21 protein-coding genes and 1 riboswitch are annotated in these 17,312 nt (G+C 34.5%); of the genes, 19 read left to right on the top strand and 2 right to left on the bottom strand.

Annotated elements, in window-relative coordinates; genetic code table 11:
- Positions 1–77 precede the first annotated feature (77 nt).
- From rodA to TETH514_RS10675, 7 genes are all read left to right on the top strand, one after another.
- Complete coding sequence (gene rodA / locus TETH514_RS10705; protein ID WP_009052622.1) at positions 78–1,175, top strand: rod shape-determining protein RodA; 1,098 nt, start codon at positions 78–80, stop codon at positions 1,173–1,175.
- 11 nt (positions 1,176–1,186) lie between these two features.
- On the top strand, positions 1,187–1,585 hold the full coding sequence (mgsA, locus tag TETH514_RS10700; protein ID WP_009052621.1) for a methylglyoxal synthase: 399 nt from the start codon (positions 1,187–1,189) through the stop codon (positions 1,583–1,585).
- Positions 1,586–1,647: 62 nt separating this feature from the next.
- Entirely contained in the window at positions 1,648–2,397 is a 750-nt protein-coding gene (locus TETH514_RS10695; RefSeq protein WP_009052620.1) for a M23 family metallopeptidase, read from the top strand.
- Positions 2,394–3,248 carry a M50 family metallopeptidase gene (locus tag TETH514_RS10690; protein ID WP_009052619.1) on the top strand — a complete coding sequence of 285 codons (855 nt, stop codon included), beginning with the start codon at positions 2,394–2,396 and terminating at the stop codon, positions 3,246–3,248. Before TETH514_RS10695 ends, TETH514_RS10690 begins: the two co-directional genes overlap by 4 nt.
- A 16-nt stretch (positions 3,249–3,264) precedes the next feature.
- The gene (locus tag TETH514_RS10685) at positions 3,265–5,118 is read left to right on the top strand and encodes a TIGR03960 family B12-binding radical SAM protein (RefSeq protein ID WP_009052618.1); all 1,854 of its coding nucleotides are present in this window, start codon (positions 3,265–3,267) and stop codon (positions 5,116–5,118) included.
- Positions 5,099–5,752, top strand: coding sequence for a TIGR03936 family radical SAM-associated protein (locus TETH514_RS10680; RefSeq protein ID WP_003866915.1), 654 nt, complete (start codon positions 5,099–5,101; stop codon positions 5,750–5,752). The genes TETH514_RS10685 and TETH514_RS10680 overlap by 20 nt, the downstream gene beginning before the upstream one ends.
- Positions 5,753–5,759: 7 nt before the next feature.
- Positions 5,760–7,193, top strand: a complete 1,434-nt coding sequence (locus TETH514_RS10675; RefSeq protein ID WP_009052617.1) for an Rne/Rng family ribonuclease — start codon at positions 5,760–5,762, stop codon at positions 7,191–7,193.
- Positions 7,194–7,245: 52 nt separating this feature from the next.
- On the opposite strand, the gene queF is transcribed toward TETH514_RS10675, so the two are convergent.
- The gene (gene queF / locus TETH514_RS10670) at positions 7,246–7,647 is read right to left on the bottom strand and encodes a preQ(1) synthase (RefSeq protein ID WP_003866912.1); all 402 of its coding nucleotides are present in this window, start codon (positions 7,645–7,647) and stop codon (positions 7,246–7,248) included.
- On the bottom strand, positions 7,637–8,119 hold the full coding sequence (locus TETH514_RS10665) for a QueT transporter family protein (RefSeq protein ID WP_003866911.1): 483 nt from the start codon (positions 8,117–8,119) through the stop codon (positions 7,637–7,639). Before TETH514_RS10665 ends, queF begins: the two co-directional genes overlap by 11 nt.
- A 516-nt stretch (positions 8,120–8,635) precedes the next feature.
- On the opposite strand from TETH514_RS10665, the gene TETH514_RS10660 reads away from it, so the two are divergent.
- The 12 genes from TETH514_RS10660 (at position 8,636) to TETH514_RS10605 (ending at position 17,309) form a co-directional block, all read left to right on the top strand.
- A complete protein-coding gene (locus TETH514_RS10660) occupies positions 8,636–9,007 on the top strand; it encodes a lipopolysaccharide assembly LapA domain-containing protein (protein ID WP_003866910.1) in 372 nt (123 codons plus the stop codon).
- Between the two features lie 187 nt (positions 9,008–9,194).
- Positions 9,195–9,509 carry a 50S ribosomal protein L21 gene (gene rplU, locus TETH514_RS10655; RefSeq protein ID WP_003866909.1) on the top strand — a complete coding sequence of 105 codons (315 nt, stop codon included), beginning with the start codon at positions 9,195–9,197 and terminating at the stop codon, positions 9,507–9,509.
- A 3-nt stretch (positions 9,510–9,512) separates the two neighbouring features.
- Positions 9,513–9,851, top strand: a complete 339-nt coding sequence (locus TETH514_RS10650) for a ribosomal-processing cysteine protease Prp (RefSeq protein WP_009052616.1) — start codon at positions 9,513–9,515, stop codon at positions 9,849–9,851.
- Complete coding sequence (gene rpmA / locus TETH514_RS10645) at positions 9,848–10,135, top strand: 50S ribosomal protein L27 (RefSeq protein ID WP_003868116.1); 288 nt, start codon at positions 9,848–9,850, stop codon at positions 10,133–10,135. Before TETH514_RS10650 ends, rpmA begins: the two co-directional genes overlap by 4 nt.
- A gap of 60 nt (positions 10,136–10,195) precedes the next feature.
- Positions 10,196–10,411 carry a Spo0B domain-containing protein gene (locus tag TETH514_RS10640; protein WP_003868115.1) on the top strand — a complete coding sequence of 72 codons (216 nt, stop codon included), beginning with the start codon at positions 10,196–10,198 and terminating at the stop codon, positions 10,409–10,411.
- Between the two features lie 48 nt (positions 10,412–10,459).
- Positions 10,460–11,731, top strand: a complete 1,272-nt coding sequence (gene obgE / locus TETH514_RS10635; protein WP_009052615.1) for a GTPase ObgE — start codon at positions 10,460–10,462, stop codon at positions 11,729–11,731.
- A 128-nt stretch (positions 11,732–11,859) separates the two neighbouring features.
- Positions 11,860–12,495 (top strand): nicotinate-nucleotide adenylyltransferase, encoded by a 636-nt coding sequence (gene nadD, locus TETH514_RS10630; RefSeq protein ID WP_003868113.1) that lies wholly within the window; start codon positions 11,860–11,862, stop codon positions 12,493–12,495.
- Positions 12,485–13,057, top strand: a complete 573-nt coding sequence (gene yqeK, locus TETH514_RS10625) for a bis(5'-nucleosyl)-tetraphosphatase (symmetrical) YqeK (protein WP_003868112.1) — start codon at positions 12,485–12,487, stop codon at positions 13,055–13,057. The genes nadD and yqeK overlap by 11 nt, the downstream gene beginning before the upstream one ends.
- 65 nt (positions 13,058–13,122) lie before the next feature.
- Complete coding sequence (gene rsfS, locus TETH514_RS10620) at positions 13,123–13,476, top strand: ribosome silencing factor (RefSeq protein ID WP_003868111.1); 354 nt, start codon at positions 13,123–13,125, stop codon at positions 13,474–13,476.
- A gap of 137 nt (positions 13,477–13,613) precedes the next feature.
- Positions 13,614–14,264, top strand: a complete 651-nt coding sequence (locus TETH514_RS10615; RefSeq protein ID WP_003868110.1) for a transcriptional regulator — start codon at positions 13,614–13,616, stop codon at positions 14,262–14,264.
- A gap of 62 nt (positions 14,265–14,326) precedes the next feature.
- A riboswitch (cyclic di-AMP (ydaO/yuaA leader) is annotated at positions 14,327–14,458 on the top strand.
- 101 nt (positions 14,459–14,559) lie between these two features.
- A complete protein-coding gene (locus TETH514_RS10610; protein ID WP_009052614.1) occupies positions 14,560–15,660 on the top strand; it encodes an NAD/NADP-dependent octopine/nopaline dehydrogenase family protein in 1,101 nt (366 codons plus the stop codon).
- Positions 15,657–17,309, top strand: a complete 1,653-nt coding sequence (locus tag TETH514_RS10605) for a cobalamin-dependent protein (protein ID WP_009052613.1) — start codon at positions 15,657–15,659, stop codon at positions 17,307–17,309. Before TETH514_RS10610 ends, TETH514_RS10605 begins: the two co-directional genes overlap by 4 nt.
- Positions 17,310–17,312 lie beyond the last annotated feature (3 nt).

The raw sequence follows: 17,312 nt of genomic DNA, 5'->3' as shown, positions 1-17,312 counted from the left end.
AGCCAGTTTTTTTGTATAGTGAAAATTTCATTTGTATGGTATAATACAAGTTGAATTGCTGAAAAGAGGGGATTAAAATGTTTGATAAAAAACTTTTAAAAAATTTTGACTGGGGATTGTTAATAGTTGTACTTTTAATATGTGTATATAGTGTTATTGTTGTGACAAGTGCCTCTCACACACTTCAAACAGGCTCTTACAGAAAAGTTATTATCCAAATTGCGGCAATTTTAGTAGGGCTTATTTCTATCGCTCTAATATGTCTTTTTGATTATAATACCCTTGCTAAGTTTTCTACTTTTATATATATTCTCAACCTTTTTGGTCTTGTGTTGGTTTTAGCCATAGGAAAGGAAAGTAAGGGTGCACAAAGCTGGATAAGTTTAGGGCCTGTGAATATTCAACCTTCCGAATTTTCTAAGTTGGCATTAGTGCTAACTTTGGCGAATATGTTTAGTAAGATGGAAGAAATAAAGACTTTTAAAGAGCTTTTGTGGCCAATGGCTTATTTAGGGATTACTTTTGTTGCAGTGATGTTGCAGCCGGATTTAGGGACAGGGCTTGTATTTATCGCAATTTTTTTAGCCATAGTATATATTTCGGGGATAAGGACAAAGGTATTGGCACAGCTTTTTGCTTTAGGAATTGCCCTGTTGCCTATTGGATACAAACTATTAAAACCTTACCAGAGAAATAGACTTTTATCCTTTTTAAATCCGGAACTGGACCCGATGGGAACAGGTTACCATGTGATTCAGTCTAAAATTGCTATCGGTTCAGGAATGTTTTGGGGGAAGGGGCTTTTTGACGGAAGCCAAACTCAGCTCTATTATCTTCCCGAAGCATGGACAGACTTTATTTTTTCTGTTGTAGGGGAAGAATTAGGGTTTATAGGGGCATCTATACTAATAGTTCTCTATGCTATTATGTTGTATAGAGCTTGGAAGATTGCTTATAATGCTAAGGATAAATATGGTATGCTGGTGGCTGTAGGAATTATTGCTATGTTTACATTTCATATCTTTGAAAATATAGGGATGACTATTGGGATAATGCCAATCACAGGTATTCCTCTTCCCTTTATGAGCTATGGTGGAAGTGCAATGGTAGCGAATATGATGGCAATAGGACTTTTAGAAAATATAAGCATGAGAAGGCAAAAGATAAACTTTTAGGGGGAATTTCCATGAATATAGCTTTGATAGCCCATGACCAAAAAAAAGAACTTATGGTGAATTTCGCAATTGCTTACAAGCATATCTTTGAAAAATGCAATATATACGCAACAGGCCATACAGGACAACTTATCAAGGAGGCGACAGGCCTAAATGTAAATTGCCTTTTACCTGGCCCTCTTGGTGGAGACCAACAGATTGGTGCAATGATTGCTGAAAATAAGATTGATATGGTGATTTTTTTAAGAGACCCACTTACGGCTCAACCCCATGAACCAGATATTTTGGCTCTGCTTAGAGTTTGTGATGTACATTCTATTCCATTGGCAACTAATATAGCTACTGCAGAAGTTTTATTGAAGGGGATGGAGCAAGGACTTTTAGAGTGGAGAGAAATAGAAGATAAATAAAATAATTTATCATAATAATGCCTCCTTCAAAATAAAATGTAACATAGAAGGAGGCATATATCATGAAATACCAACGAATTCCTTATTATTTTCCCAAAAAATTTAGTACTTACAAAAAGTATACAGAGCTGTTTGAAAATCAATTAATTATATCATTAATTTTACTAGGAATGATTTTACTTTTTAAAGCAGTTGACGTGCCTATAGCCAACTCTTTTATAAATGCTACTAAAAGTGTGCTAAGTTATGATATGAATTACGAAAACACAAAGAAAGGTTTAAAATTAGTTCAAAGTAAGATTCCTTGGCTCAAAGAGAGTGTGATAAAAGTTTTTTCTCCTACTGAAGAAAAAACTTCAGAAAATAAAACTTCTTCTGAGGTTTCTCAGGCTTTTATCAAAATGATTGCACCTATTAGTGGAAAGGTAACCTCTGGCTTTGGAATGAGGATTGATCCCATTACAAATCAATTGACAAATCATACTGGTATTGATATAGATGCTCCTATTGGAATAGAAGTGAAAGCAGCATTAGATGGGGTAGTAATGTTAGTGGATGAGCAAAACCAGGATTTTGGAAAAGTCATAGTTTTAAGGCATGCTAATGATGTAAGGACCGTATATGCTCATTTATCAGAAATTTTAGTGAAAGAAGGAGACCAAGTAAAACAAGGGGATATAATTGGAAAGACAGGCGATACTGGAAAAGCCACTGCTCCTCACTTGCATTTTGAAGTTTGGGAAAATGGCAAGCCAGTAGACCCCTTGACAAAGGTTGTTATAGGGGATGTTGCCAGTGAAGGCGCAAAATGAAATTTAGACGGATCGAAGTAAAAATACATTTTTCTACTTTTGTATTTGCATTACTTTTAATTGCGACGGGATTTATAAAAGAATTAATTGCTATTTTTGCTACAGTTTTTGTTCACGAATGGGGACACATTTATATTGCCAAGAAACTGAAAGTAGAGGTATTACAAGTCAATATCTATCCTTTTGGAGGAATTGCTCTTTTGGACAGCGTAGTGTTTATAAGGCCAGACTTAGAAGTGCTAGTTGCACTGGCAGGACCTATGTCCAATATTTTTTTTGCTTTTTTTGGAGAATTTATTTCACAAGTTTTACAAATAGAAATGGATTATTTTATAAAAACTAATATTGTAATGGCTTTTTTTAACCTACTTCCAGGGCTTCCTTTGGATGGAGGACGAATTTTAAAAAGTGTTTTGTCGTATTTTATTAGCCTAAGAAGTGCTATTGCGACTGCTGTTTTTTCTTCCTATGTTATTTCTCTCGTTATGTTATATCTCGTTCTAAAAGACATATTCAATTGGAAGCTAAATGTTGTTTATGCTTTTTTATCGGTGCTATTAGTAGTCGCGGCAAATAAAGAGAAAAAGGCATCAGCTTTTTTGCAAATGAGAGATCTTTTTAGGAAAAAAGCAGAGTTCTATAAAAAAGGATTGATGGGGGTACATCATATAGCAGTATTAGAAAAGGAGACAATTGTAAATGTTATAAAAAGTTTTATACCTGCTAAATACCATGTTATAATAATATTAGACGACAAATTTAGGGAAAAATATAGAATAACCGAGACTCAGCTTTTTGAATATGCGGTAGAACATGGATTGTATTTACCAATTGGTGAGATTATAAAATGACTATGGAGGAAGGAAAATGAATAACTTAAAGGATAAAATAGATGCTTTGCTTATGAAAGTAAGCAAACCTACAAGATACACAGGAGGAGAATTAAATTCTTCTATAAAAAATCCGGAGGAAGTCAAAGTAAGGTTTGCCTTTGCTTTTCCGGATGTATATGAAGTGGGAATGTCTCATTTGGGACTACGAATTTTATACCATCTTTTAAACAAAAGAGAAGACGTATATTGTGAAAGGGTTTTTGCGCCATGGTTGGATATGGAAAAACTCATGAGGGAAAATAACATTCCTCTTTTTAGTTTAGAGACAAAAACCCCATTAGATAAATTTGACTTTATAGGTTTTACTCTTCAGTATGAGTTAAGTTATACAAATGTAATAAATATGCTTAATTTAGCGGGTATTCCTATCCTATCAAGAGAGAGGAAAGGGTTACCTTTTGTCATTGCTGGTGGACCCTGTGCGTATAACCCTGCTCCTTTATCTGACGTTATTGACTTTTTTGTAATGGGAGAAGGAGAAGAGGTTATAAATGAAATTATTGACGCTTATATAGATTGGAAGAAAAAAAGAGGAGAAAGAGAAGAATTTTTACAAATTGTTTCTCAAATCAAAGGAGTATATGTTCCTAAGTACTATATAGAAGTATACAATCAAGATGGAACAATAAAAGAGATAAGGACTATTAAAAAAGGAGTGCCCGAAAAGGTAAAGAAAAGAATAGTTAAAGATTTTGAAAATGTGTATCATCCTGAGGAGCAAATTGTTCCTTTTATGGACATAGTTCACGATAGAATAATGTTAGAAATCTTTAGAGGTTGTACACGAGGATGCAGATTTTGTCAAGCTGGCATGATATATAGGCCAGTGAGGGAAAAATCAAAGGAAAAAATTTTAGATTTAGCGGACAAGCTTATAAAATCTACAGGGTATGAGGAAATATCTTTAACTTCTTTAAGTACTTGTGATTATTCTCAAATTGAAGACTTAGTCAAAAAACTGATTGAGAAATATAAGGATAAAGGAGTTGGAGTTTCTATACCCTCTACACGGGTAGACGCTGTATCTATAAATTTGCTGAAAGAAATACAAAAGGTTAGAAAAACAGGTCTTACTTTAGCACCAGAAGCTGGCACACAAAGACTTAGAGATGTAATTAATAAAGGGATTACAGAGGAAAATATTCTAGAGGCGACAAAAGAGGCTTTTTCTGCAGGATGGACAAATGTCAAACTTTATTTTATGATTGGTCTTCCTACAGAGACGATGGAAGATGTAGAGGGGATAGTGGATTTGGCTTATAAAATAGTAGATAATTACAAAGAAGTAAAAGGGAATGTGAAGAATTTAAAAGTCACCATAAGCACTTCTACTTTTGTACCTAAACCTTTTACACCTTTTCAGTGGACGGCTCAAAACAGCATTAAAGAAATAATGGAAAAGCAAGATTTGCTAAAAAAGAAACTTAAGAGTAAAGTGTTAAAGTACAACTGGCACAATCCTTATATGAGTTTTTTAGAAGCTGTTATTTCGAGAGGAGATAGAAAAGTAGGAAAAGCTATAATAAAAGCGTGGGAAAAAGGATGCAAATTTGACGGATGGGAAGAATATTTTAATTATGACAAATGGGAAAAGGCTTTTAAGGAAGCAGGTGTAAATCCTCATTTTTATGCTAACAGAGAAAGAAGTTTAGAAGAAGTATTTCCATGGGATGTAATAGACGTTGGGGTAGATAAAAGATATTTGATTAGAGAATATAAAAAATCTCAAGAAGGAAGAATTACACCTGACTGCAGGCTCTATTGTACAGGTTGTGGAGTAAAGGATTTTGATGAGGGGGTAGTGTGTTTTGAAGCGCCTCAGAAATAAGTATATAAAAGATGAAAGAGTCAAATTTATTTCCCATTTAGACCTTTTGCGAGTATTTCAAAGGGCTTTGAGAAGAGCCGATATAAAAGTCGCTTTTTCACAAGGATTTAATCCCCATCCTAAAATTTCTTTTGGGCCTGCTCTTATAGTAGGTGCGACGACAGAGGGGGATTATATGGATATAGATTTGGAAGAAGATATTTCTCCTGAAGAATTCAGAAAAAAGATGAACAAAGTGTTACCACCTGGTATTGAAATTGTGGAAAGCTATGAGGTAGAATTAAATGATGCGCTTTCTACAAAAATAAAAGGAGCAGAGTATATTTTGCAAGTCAATGTTAAAAAAAGTATTAAATATATTCAAAATAAAATAGAAGAATTTATGAGAAAAGATATAATTGAAATAGAAAAAGAGAGTAAAAGTGGCAGAAAAATGGTAAATATAAGACCTTGTGTTTTGGAATTAAAGGTAATTGAAGAGGCAGAAGATTATTTGAAATTTTATATAAAATTAAAATTAGGAGAGGGAGCTCCTAATCCTTTACATTTATTAAAGGCTTTAAACGACTATTTAGGAAATTTATTTGATATAGACTCTTATAAACTTCACAGAAAAAATATGATTTTAGAATAAGTACGGGGTGAAAATTTTGAAAAGACTTATATTGGATATTGATGAAAATTTGAGCCAAATTGCTTTATTAGAAAATGGGAAGCTAAAGGAGTACCATCCAGAGAAAAGAGATGGAAAAAATATTTTGGGAAATATTTATAAAGGTAAGATTCAAAATGTTTTAAAAGGTATGCAGGCAGCCTTTGTAGATATTGGAATTGGCAAGAACGCTTTTTTATTTTTTGACGATGTGCTTTTTCAACAAGAAAATTTACCCAAAAGCATTACACAAGTTTTAAAACCAGGCCAACCAATAATGGTTCAAGTATCAAAAGAGGCAGTAGGCATGAAAAATCCCAGAGTCACTGCTAATATTTCTTTGCCGGGGAAATATGTAGTTTTAATGCCTAATGTCGACTACATTGGAATTTCTCATAGGATTGAAGAAGAAGTGGAGAGAAAGAGGCTTCAGGAAATTGTAAAAAAATTAAAACCTGAGGGTATAGGGATAATTGTCAGAACAGCTGCGTTGGAGGCGACAGAACAGCAAATACGGGAGGATTTAGAAGAATTAATTCGCTTATATGAGAAAATACAAAAAGATTTTCAAAATGCTCCCCTTCCTTCTTTGATATACAAAGAAGAGGATTTTGCAATTAAGTATTTGAGGGATTTGCTTTCTGATGAGGTAGATGAAATTGTGGTAAACGACAAAGAAGAGTATGAGAACATAAAAAGATATTTAAAAAATGTAGGAAAGGAAAATATTTCAGTTACTTATGAAGAAGGAGACTTACTGGGGATTTATGGAGCAGATTTTCAAGTTGATAAATTGTTAGAAAAAAAGGTGTGGCTAAAAAGTGGGGGCTTTGTAATAATAGACCAAACAGAAGCTCTTACTGTAATTGATGTAAACACAGGAAAGTACGTAGGAAAATCTTCTTTAGAGGAGACAATATACAAGACCAATCTTGAAGCAGCTGAAGAAATTGCCCTGCAGCTTAAGTTAAGGGATATTGGTGGAATAATTATTATTGATTTTATAGACATGAAAAATGAAAATTTTAAAAGGGATTTGCTGGAGTTTTTCAAAAGAGAACTCCAAAAAGACAGGACAAAATGCACTGTATTAGGGTATACTCAATTAGGACTTGTTGAGATGACAAGGAAAAGGGTGAGGTCGCAAGTAGGCTCATACCTTAAAGAAAAATGTCCTATATGTGAAGGAGAAGGGATGGTTTATTCAACTGAGTACATCTACAGAAGATTAAGGAATAATATAGAGAGAGTGTTGCGGCATGTAAATGCGCGAAAAATCTACATAAAAGGGAATGATAAAGTTGTTAAAATCGCGTCAGAAAAAGGAATTATAAAATTTTACAAAGAGAAATTTAATGTAGATCTCGAACTTGTTGTTGACAATAATAAAAAATATGGCCATTTTGAGATAGAATTTGAATGAAGAATCAAATTTAAAAAAGCTGCCCAATGGAAATTTTTGGGCAGATTTATATCTACTTTTCTTTTTCATATTTTGCCACAATTCTCGTGGCTATTCCACCTCTTTCTTGAAATTCGCCTATTATTTCCATAAATTTTGGCTGTAGAAGTTCAACTAAGTCATCTAAAATCCTATTTATAGCATGTTCTTGCAGTATGCCTACATTTCTATAGGAGGTGAGATAATACTTTAAAGATTTAAGTTCTACTAATTTTTTAGAAGGTATATATCTTATTGTGAGTTTTGCATTGTCAGGTAATCCTGTCCAAGGGCAGACGGAAGAAAACTCATTAGTTATATATTCTACAATTGTATTTTTTTCAGGGTATTCATATTCAATGGATTCTAAAACTTCTTTGTCGATCTTTTCATAACCGTAAGTGTCAAATCTTCTTTCTTTATATTTATCTGTCAAATTTCACAGCTCCTTTCTTTTCAATTATAAAAAGCAGAAAATATCCAGTTACAAGAAGTACAGTCTCAGCCAATCCTACGCTTAAGAAAGTTGGAATAAATGGTATATTGGCAGAGACATTTAAGGTGATTCCCACCGATGCAGCAATCCAAAGAGCTACAAATACAGCCCCTACCAATTTGTGAGTAACTCTTCCAATGTAGTATCCAATTGTACAACCGATTAAGTTTGAGAGAGGCATAAAAATTAGCTCCATTGTGCCAGCAAATGGGCTAAACAAATTTGCGAAAAAATTTCCTATCATCATGGAAATAGCATATTTTTTGTTGAATACTACAATGGATTTTGTAATTTCCCCTACGCGAAACTGAAGGGGTAAAAAAGAAATGGAAGAAAATATAACTGTGAGTACAAAATAAATTGCCGCGACCAGAGCAATTTCTGCTAGATCTTTTATTCTTTTTTTGGACACAAAATTACCTCCTTTGTTTTGTTAACTGGGGTTACTGCGACCCAGGTGAGCATTTTGCTCACTATAATCAATTTTAACACAACTACTGGAGTAGTTTCAACATAAAAACTTTTTCTCGTTCGTGTCAAGAATTAGTAGGTGACGCATTCAGCTGACATTTTGCACAAGAGAAGCGACTTGACAGAGCATTTGCTAAACTCAGCGAGACCGAAAGACGTAGGCGGGGCCGGAGGCAAGGATGCCGAATGGGCCAGGAACCTCGCCGGAGTCCGAGGTTAAGCGCTAGTTTAGCCTGCGATGTCACCGGAGCGAGGTGCAAAATGTCAGCTACTTAGCCTTACCTACTGAAATTTTACACGGACAGTTTTTCTCTCAATCAAATGATAAAAGTTAAGAATGATGTTTTATTATTATCGAAAAATTTATAATTTTTATTGACAATAATAATTTGTATAATTTATCATAAAGGTAGAAAGGTGTTAATGAGTGTTACTGAAGATGGGGGAGGTGAACTTTGTGAAGGGGCAATATTATACAATATTAGCTTTGATATTCGCAATTATAGTAGCGATTTTTGCTATTTCTAATGCTGGACCTGTGGATATAAGTTTTTTGTATTGGCATTATTCAATTTCTCAAGCTTTAGTAATTTTATTGTCAGCAGCTATTGGAGCTATAATTGTGGGGACAATAGGTTTGTTTGGACAAATTCGCTATAGCGTAACGATAAGAGGACTTAACAATAGGATAAAAGAGTTGGAAAAAGAAAAGGAAGAATTGAATCAAAAGGTTATAGAATTACAAAACTATAAATTAGCGGAAGAAAAAACAAAAGAACAAAGCGATGCCAAGGAAGAGGAGGAAGAAAAAGGAACACAAACTCTTTAGTCGATTTGGCACTTGGTGAAGACATATTTACTACCCAATTCGTTTTTGAGGCGGAAATAAAAGGTACTTGCTTTTTTAATTGACAAGTGATATTTTATTATGTTAAAATATCACTTGTGGCCGCTCAGGACGGGTTTTTAAATTTTTACCTTGTTTCCTGGCGAGACTGGATGGAGGAGGTGCAAAAATGTACGCAATAATCGAAACTGGTGGAAAACAGTATATGGTTCGTGAAGGAGATGTTCTTGTAGTAGAAAAGTTAAATTATCCAGAAGGGGAAGTTATTTCTTTTGACAAAATTTTGGCTGTGTCAAAAGAGGATGGTAATGTAGAGTTTGGCAAACCATATTTAGAAAATGTTAAGGTGAATGCCAAGATTATAGAGCATGGCAAAGGGCCAAAAATAAGAGTTTTTAAGTATAAGCCCAAAAAAAATTATAGAAGAAGACAAGGACATCGTCAACCTTATACAAAAGTACAGATTGAAAAAATAGTTCAGTAAGCCATGATTAGAGTAGAAATATTGAGAGATTCAAAAGGGAATATTTATAAATTTAATATAAAAGGACATGCAGGTTTCGATGAGTATGGAAAGGACATCATATGTGCAGCTGTTTCTGCTATATCTCAGACAGCGGTGCTGGGAATAGAGGCGTTAAAAACTGTTAAGATAAAGAAAAAAATAGAAAGTGGCGATTTGCAGATTGACATTATTGATAAAGGTTTGCCAGAAGATGATATACAACTAAAAGCTATTCTGGAGACTATGGTTTTAGGCCTTAAAGATATTGAAGCGGATTATCCTGAATATGTAAGGGTTATGGATAGGAGGTGTGAAGAATGAAACTCCAACTTTTTGCTCATAAAAAAGGTGTGGGAAGTTCCAGAAATGGCCGTGATAGTGAATCTAAGCGTTTGGGAGTAAAAAGGGCAGATGGCCAATTTGTATTAGCTGGTAATATCCTTGTAAGGCAAAGAGGAACTAAAATTCATCCAGGTGTAAATGTAGGCAAAGGGAAAGATGATACACTTTTTGCATTAATTGATGGGTATGTTACTTTTGAAAGAAAAGGACGTGACAAAAAACAAGTAAGTGTTTATCCGGAAAGAAAAGTTGCACAGAATTAAATCCTGGTTTATACCAGGATTTTTTCATAAATAATAATAAAAAAAGAAAGTGGTGAAAAAATGGTGTCAGATGTGGAGTTATTGGTAGACTACATCAAAAGAAGCAGACATGAGCTTTTAAATGATTTACAATTGGTATTAGGCTATGCTCAACTAGGGAAATTAGAGAAAGTGATTGAATCTCTCCACATTACTATTGACCACCTTAATAGAGAAAGAGATATCTTTAATTCTGAAAATGCACAGGAAATTATAAAGAAGCTATTAAAAGAGTAAAAAAATACGAGAAGTAGTATATACTATAAAATAAGGCAGGTGATAGAATTGTTTATAGACACAGCAAGGATATACATAAAAGCTGGAGACGGTGGAAATGGAATTATATCTTTTAGAAGGGAAAAATACGTTGCTTATGGTGGGCCGGACGGTGGCGACGGAGGAAAAGGTGGAGATGTTATATTTATAGCAGATCCTAATTTGTCTACTTTGTTAGATTTTAAATACAGGAAAAAGTACATTGCGCAAAATGGAGAAAATGGTAGAGGTAAAAATCAATATGGCAAAAACGGAGAAGATTTGTACATAAAAGTTCCTGTAGGAACCTTGATAATTAACGATGAAACAGGAGAAATTATAGCTGACCTTGTAAAACCTAATCAAAAAGCTATTGTTTTACGGGGAGGTAAGGGAGGAAGAGGAAATGCTAAATTTGCTACTCCTACTTTGAAGACTCCTCGTTTCGCTGAAAGCGGTGAAAAAGGCAAAGAAATGTGGGTACGGTTAGAGCTAAAACTTCTCGCTGATGTAGGATTAATAGGATTTCCTAATGCAGGGAAATCTACTCTTCTAGCCAGTTGCACAAGAGCAAAACCTAAAATTGCCAATTATCCTTTTACAACACTGACACCTAATTTGGGAGTTGTAGAACATAAAGGGAAATCCTTTGTAATGGCAGATATTCCAGGTTTAATTGAAGGGGCCCACAGAGGCGAAGGATTAGGACATGATTTTTTACGGCACATTGAAAGGACAAAAATGTTGATACACGTGGTGGATGTTTCCGCCAGTGAGGGGCGAGACCCTATAGAAGATTTTGAGAAGATAAATGAGGAGCTGAAACTTTACAGTGAAAGATTACTTACTTTGTCTCAAATTGTTGCAGCAAATAAAATTGATATACAAAGCGGTAAAGAAAATTTTCCTGCTTTTGAAAAAGAAATCAAAAAAAGAGGTTATGAGGTATATCCTATATCTGCTTTGACAAAAGTGGGAATTGACAAACTTTTGGACAAGACTATAGAAATTCTTTCTTCTATTCCGGTTGAGGAGATAAAGGAAGTGCCAGAAGTTATTGTTTATACACCTCCTGAAGAGGAAGAAACTCTCAATATAGAAGTAAAAGATAATACCTATTATCTTAGCGGTACAAAAATTGACAAACTTTTAAAAAGAGTAAATTTACAAGATGAACATTCTTTAAGGTACTTTGAAATGCTTCTTAGAAAGAGCGGGGTAATAGATGCTCTTAAGGAAAAGGGATTTAAAAGTGGTGATACAATAAATGTGAGAGATTTTGAATTTGAATACTATGAATAAAAGTGGAATTTGATTCCACTTTTTTATTTACTTTAATGAGGTCTCAGGGTAAGCTTGTGCAATTTACCTTTTTTAATGTATAATGTATAATAATAATATAAAAGAAATATAAATTGGGGGATAGTAACTTGGAAAGGGAGCTTAGACTTGGGATAATGGGAGGCACTTTTGACCCTATTCATTATGGTCATTTAGTTACTGCTGAAGCGGTAAGGTCTGAATTCAAATTGGACAAGGTGATTTTTGTTCCAGCAGGTAATCCGCCTCATAAAGTGAAGCGAAAGGTGACAGATAAAAAACATCGTTATTTAATGACTATACTTGCCACAATAACTAATCCTTTTTTTGAGGTATCGACGATTGAAATTGACAGGGAAGGGTATACTTATACTATTGATACTATCAAAGAGTTTAAAAAAATTTATGGGGAGAAAACTCAACTTTATTTTATAACAGGAGCGGATGCTGTTTTAGAGATTTTGACGTGGAAAAGTGCAGATGAGCTTTTAAAGATGTGTAATTTTGTTGCCGCAACTAGGCCAGGAGTAGAAGGCAATAGAATAGATGAAGAATTAAATAAAATTAGAAAACTTTATGGAAATGTCATTTACAAAGTGACTGTTCCTTCTTTGGCTATCTCCTCAACTGATATAAGGGAAAGAGTAGCAGGGGGACGACCTATAAAGTATTTGTTGCCGGAGTCTGTAGAAAGATATATTCAAAAATACGACTTGTACAAAAAGGATGAGGAAAATGGGGTATGACATAGAATTTTTAAAAAGCAAATTAAGAAGTTTGTTAGATGAAGAAAGGTATTTACACTCTATAGGTGTTATGGAAACCGCAATATACCTTGCTAAAAAATACGATGCTAATGTAGAAAAAGCGCAAGTTGCAGGTTTGTTGCACGATTGTGCAAAGGGCTATTCTGATGAGGAACTTTTAAAATTTGCTCAAAGATATGGAATTGAAGTAGATGAAGTTTTAAAACATGCGCCTTTTCTTTTACACGGTCCTGTAGGTGCACATTTGGTAGAAGAAATTTTTGGAATAAAAGACGAAGAAATAAAAAGAGCAATTGCTCTTCATACTACTGGGGATGTTAATATGACAATTTTAGATAAGATAATATTTTTGGCTGACTATATTGAACCTAATAGGAATTTTGAAGGGGTTGAAAAATTAAAACAATTGGCTGAGCAGGATGTGGATATGGCTGTATTAAAAGCTTTTGACAGCACTATTTGCTATGTAATAGAAAGAAAATTGCTTCTTTATGAAAAAACAATAAGAGCGAGAAATGATATTCTCTTAAAACTTTATTGAAGTAAATTGAAGTAAGTTAAAGAATAATATAAGCGGAAGAAAAATTATGATAGAGGGGTGATTTAGTGATAGAGTTAAAAGAGAAAGTATCAAAGATATATAATGTGTTAGAAGACAAAAAAGCCTTTGATATAAAGATTTTGTATATTGGGGATTTAACAACTATTGCTGATTATTTTATTATAGCTACGGGGAATTCAGATACCCATGTAAAAGCCTTGACTGACGAAGTTGAGAAAAAACTTTGGGAAGAAGGAATTTTTGTTCATCACATTGAGGGTTATGCAGCAGGCAAATGGGTTTTAATGGATTATGGTGATGTAATAGTTCATATTTTCCAACAAGAAGAGAGAAATTTTTATAATTTAGAAAGATTGTGGGCAGATGCAAAAGAAATACTGCTTGACAACCTTGTTTGAGGCATGTATAATAACGTTAATAAATTTTTTTATTAACGTCTTATCTCTTTGTGCAGATGGATTTTTATAGCCTATCAGTAATTTTTCATCACCTCATTGCATATATTTAAATTGTATGATTAGGGGGATTCAAGCCGATGAAGACGCATCCTATCTTGAAAAGCATAATCCCAGTACTAGAAGGTATAGCTAATACATTTGGCAAAAATTGCGAAGTGGCGTTGCATGACTTTTCTTCTCCACAAAATTCGATTATCGCAATTGTAAACGGGCATGTGACAGGAAGAGATGTAGGGAGCCCTTTGCCTGAAACTATATCGAAAGTATTGAAATCTGATAACGTTGAAAATTTAATAAACTATAAAAACAAAGGGAAAGATGGGAAAATTTTGAAGTCATCTGCTCTTTTTATAAAAGACGAAAATGGTAAGCCTGTTGGATGCCTTACCATCAATATTGATATCTCAGAATTTATAATGGTAAAAAATACTTTATCAGAGTTTTGCGATGTGGCGGATACCAACGAAGAGGCTCGAGAGGCTTATACAGGTAGTGTTAGCGATGTACTAGAAAGTATAGTAAACACAACATTGGAAAATTACGGAAAACCTGTTAATTTCATGTCAAAAGAAGAGAAGGTACAAGTGGTAAAGATGTTGGATGAAAAAGGGACTTTTTTGATAAGGGGCGCTGTGGATTACGTAGCAAAAATACTCTGTGTTTCCAGATATACTATATATAACTATTTGGATGAAATAAGGGTAGGAGAGGAGTTTGGGAAATATTAGTATGTTTTCCTTTACAACTTTTTGATTTTATGATATAATAAAAATAAATTGAAAATTGAATAAAATGCTAAACGCTGAATTCGTAAAGAAGCGGGGGAACCACTTTGGGGGTGAATCCATCTTTTGATAAGATGGTAGGGTTATCTTTCGACCCGAACCCGTCAGCTAACCTCGTAAGCGTTGAAAGAGGAGGATGATAGCAATGGTGTCTTTTTATGTCTTTTCAGACACCGAAGGCTAAAGCTATAGATTTTCCTCTATAGCTTTTTCATTTCTTTAAAAGGGGGTAGTAAAAATGAAACAACTCTCTTTTGCAGTAATTGGAGCTGGGAATGGGGGTCAAGCGATAGCGGGGCATCTCGCTTTAAAAGGCTATAAAGTTAATTTGTACAATAGAACCTATCAAAAATTACTTCCTATTATAGAAAAAGGTGGAATTGAATTAGAAGGAGAAGTAGAAGGGTTTGGCAAGTTAAATGTGATAACTGATGACATGGAGAAAGCTATTAAAGATGTTGATATAATTTTAGTTGTAGTTCCTGCTTCTGCCCATTATAAAATTGCCGAAGACATGCTGCTATATCTTAAGGATGGTCAAATAATTGTATTAAATCCTGGAAGAACTGGTGGTGCTTTAGAGTTTCATAATGTTATAAGAAAAAGAGAAGATTTAGATGTAGTTATTGCAGAAACAGATACTTTTATATATGCCTGCAGGTCTTCCATGGGAAAATCGAAAATATATAAGATAAAGGAAGTTGTGTCTGTTGCTGCAATACCTAAAGATAAAACACAAATGGTGGTGGAAGCACTTAATACTGCCTTTCCTCAATTTATTCCGGCGCAAAACGTTCTTGAAACGAGTCTTAACAATTTTGGAGCTGTTTTTCATCCTACACCTACTCTTTTGAATGCAGCGAGAATAGAAACTACTAAAGGGAATTTTGAATATTATCGGGAAGGCATTTCTCCTTCTGTTGCAAAAATACTGGAAAAAATAGATAATGAGAGAATGATGGTGGCGAAAGCTCTAGGTGTAAATACTATTTCCGCTAAAAGATGGCTAAAAGAAAGTTATAATGCAGAAGGAGAAAATCTATATGAGGCAATTCAAAATACAAAAGCTTATGTGGGTTTGTTAGCTCCTCAAACATTAGATTGCCGTTATATATTTGAAGATGTTCCTATGAGTTTAGTGCCTATGTCTTCTATAGGGAAAGAGATAGGCATTAAGACCCCCACTATTGATGCTGTTATACATCTTGCTTCAGTTATGCACGGAAAAGATTATTGGAAAATTGGAAGAACAGCTGAAAAGCTTGGCATACAAGGTATGACAGCTGAGGAAATTATAGAATTGGTGGAAGGGAAAAGAAAGGAGGTAACGATAGCATGAAAAAGTTAGTTTTGGCGGCAGCTATAGGGAATTGTGTCCATGTGGCAGGTGTGTATAACTTTTTGAGATTTGCAGAACAGCAAGGCTATGAAACTGTATTTTTGGGTCCTGCTGTTCCTATAAAAAAATTGATAGAAGCCGTTAAAGAACATAAGCCGGGGATTGTAGGAGTAAGCTATAGACTGACTCCTTCTGCTCTTGAAAAACTTTTCGAAGAACTAAAGAAGGAAATAGAAGTAAATAATTTGCAACATATAAAGTGGGTATTTGGAGGTACAGAGCCTACTGCAGAAGTAGCGAGAAGATCAGGAATATTTGCAGCAGTTTTTGATGGTAAAAATGGCGATGAACCTACTATTAATTTCTTAAGAGGAGGAAGCACAAATCATAGACAGCGGGTTTTTGCTGATACACTAATAGGAAGAATAGAAGATAAATTCCCTTATCCTATCATAAGACACCACTTTGGACTTCCTTCATTAGAGGATACTATAGAGGGAGTTAAGAAGATAGCAGAGGCAGAAATTTTAGATGTAATTTCTCTCGCCCCAGACCAAAATGCTCAAGAGCACTTCTTTGATAAAAAATATGACAAATCTTTAGATGGAGCAGGCGGTGTTCCTATAAGAAAGGAAGAAGACTTGATAAGGATATATGAAGCTTCAAGAAGAGGCAATTATCCTCTTTTAAGGTGTTATAGTGGCACAAATGACGTATTTAAGATGGCAGAAATGCTTTTAAGAACGATCCACAATGCGTGGGCAGCAATACCACTTAGCTGGTACAATGTTCTCGATGGAAGAGGTCCAAGAAATGTTAACACTTCTATCAGAGAAAATCAACAATTGATGAAATGGCACGCTAAAAGGGGTGTACCAGTGGAGGTAAATGAGGCACACCATTGGAGCTTGAGGGATGCTCACGATATAATTGGGGTAGCTACGGCATATCTTGCGGCATATAATGCAAAAAAAATGGGTGTTAGAGACTATGTAGCACAATTTATGTTTAACGTGCCTGCTTCTATTTCACCAAAAATGGATTTGGCAAAGATGTTAGCTAAGATAGAGCTGATAGAAGAATTGCAAGATGAAAATTTCAGAGTTATAAGGCAAGCAAGAGCGGGACTTGCAAGTTTTCCAACTGACCTTTTAGAAGCCAAGGGTCAGTTAGCTTCCAGTGCTTATCTCTCTATGGCTATAAGACCTCATATATATCACGTAGTGGGATATTGTGAAGCTCATCATGCTGCAACGCCAGAAGATATAATTGAAAGCGTTAAAATAGTAAAAGCCGTGATAAAAAATTCTATGTTTGGAATGCCTGATTTGACTCAAGATAAAGAAGTAATTCAAAGAAAAGAACAGTTAAAGAAAGAGACAAGGATTTTATTGGAAGCGATAAAGAACTTGGCACCTCACAGCCCTGATCCACTGGCAGATCCAGATGTGCTGGCATTAGCAATAAAAATAGGTCTATTGGATGCACCTCATCTTAAAGGTAACAAATATGCTAAAGGAGTACTACAAACAAAAGTGATAGATGGAGCATGTTACGCTTATGACTATGAAAAACAAAGAATAATACCTGAAGAAGAAAGGGTAGAAAAGATTTTACGTGAATATGAAAAATCAGCTATAGAAGTATAAAAA

Source organism: Thermoanaerobacter sp. X514, from assembly GCF_000019065.1.
GTDB classification, from domain to species: Bacteria; Bacillota; Thermoanaerobacteria; order Thermoanaerobacterales; family Thermoanaerobacteraceae; genus Thermoanaerobacter; species Thermoanaerobacter pseudethanolicus.
This window is presented reverse-complemented; position numbering and strand designations above follow the sequence as displayed.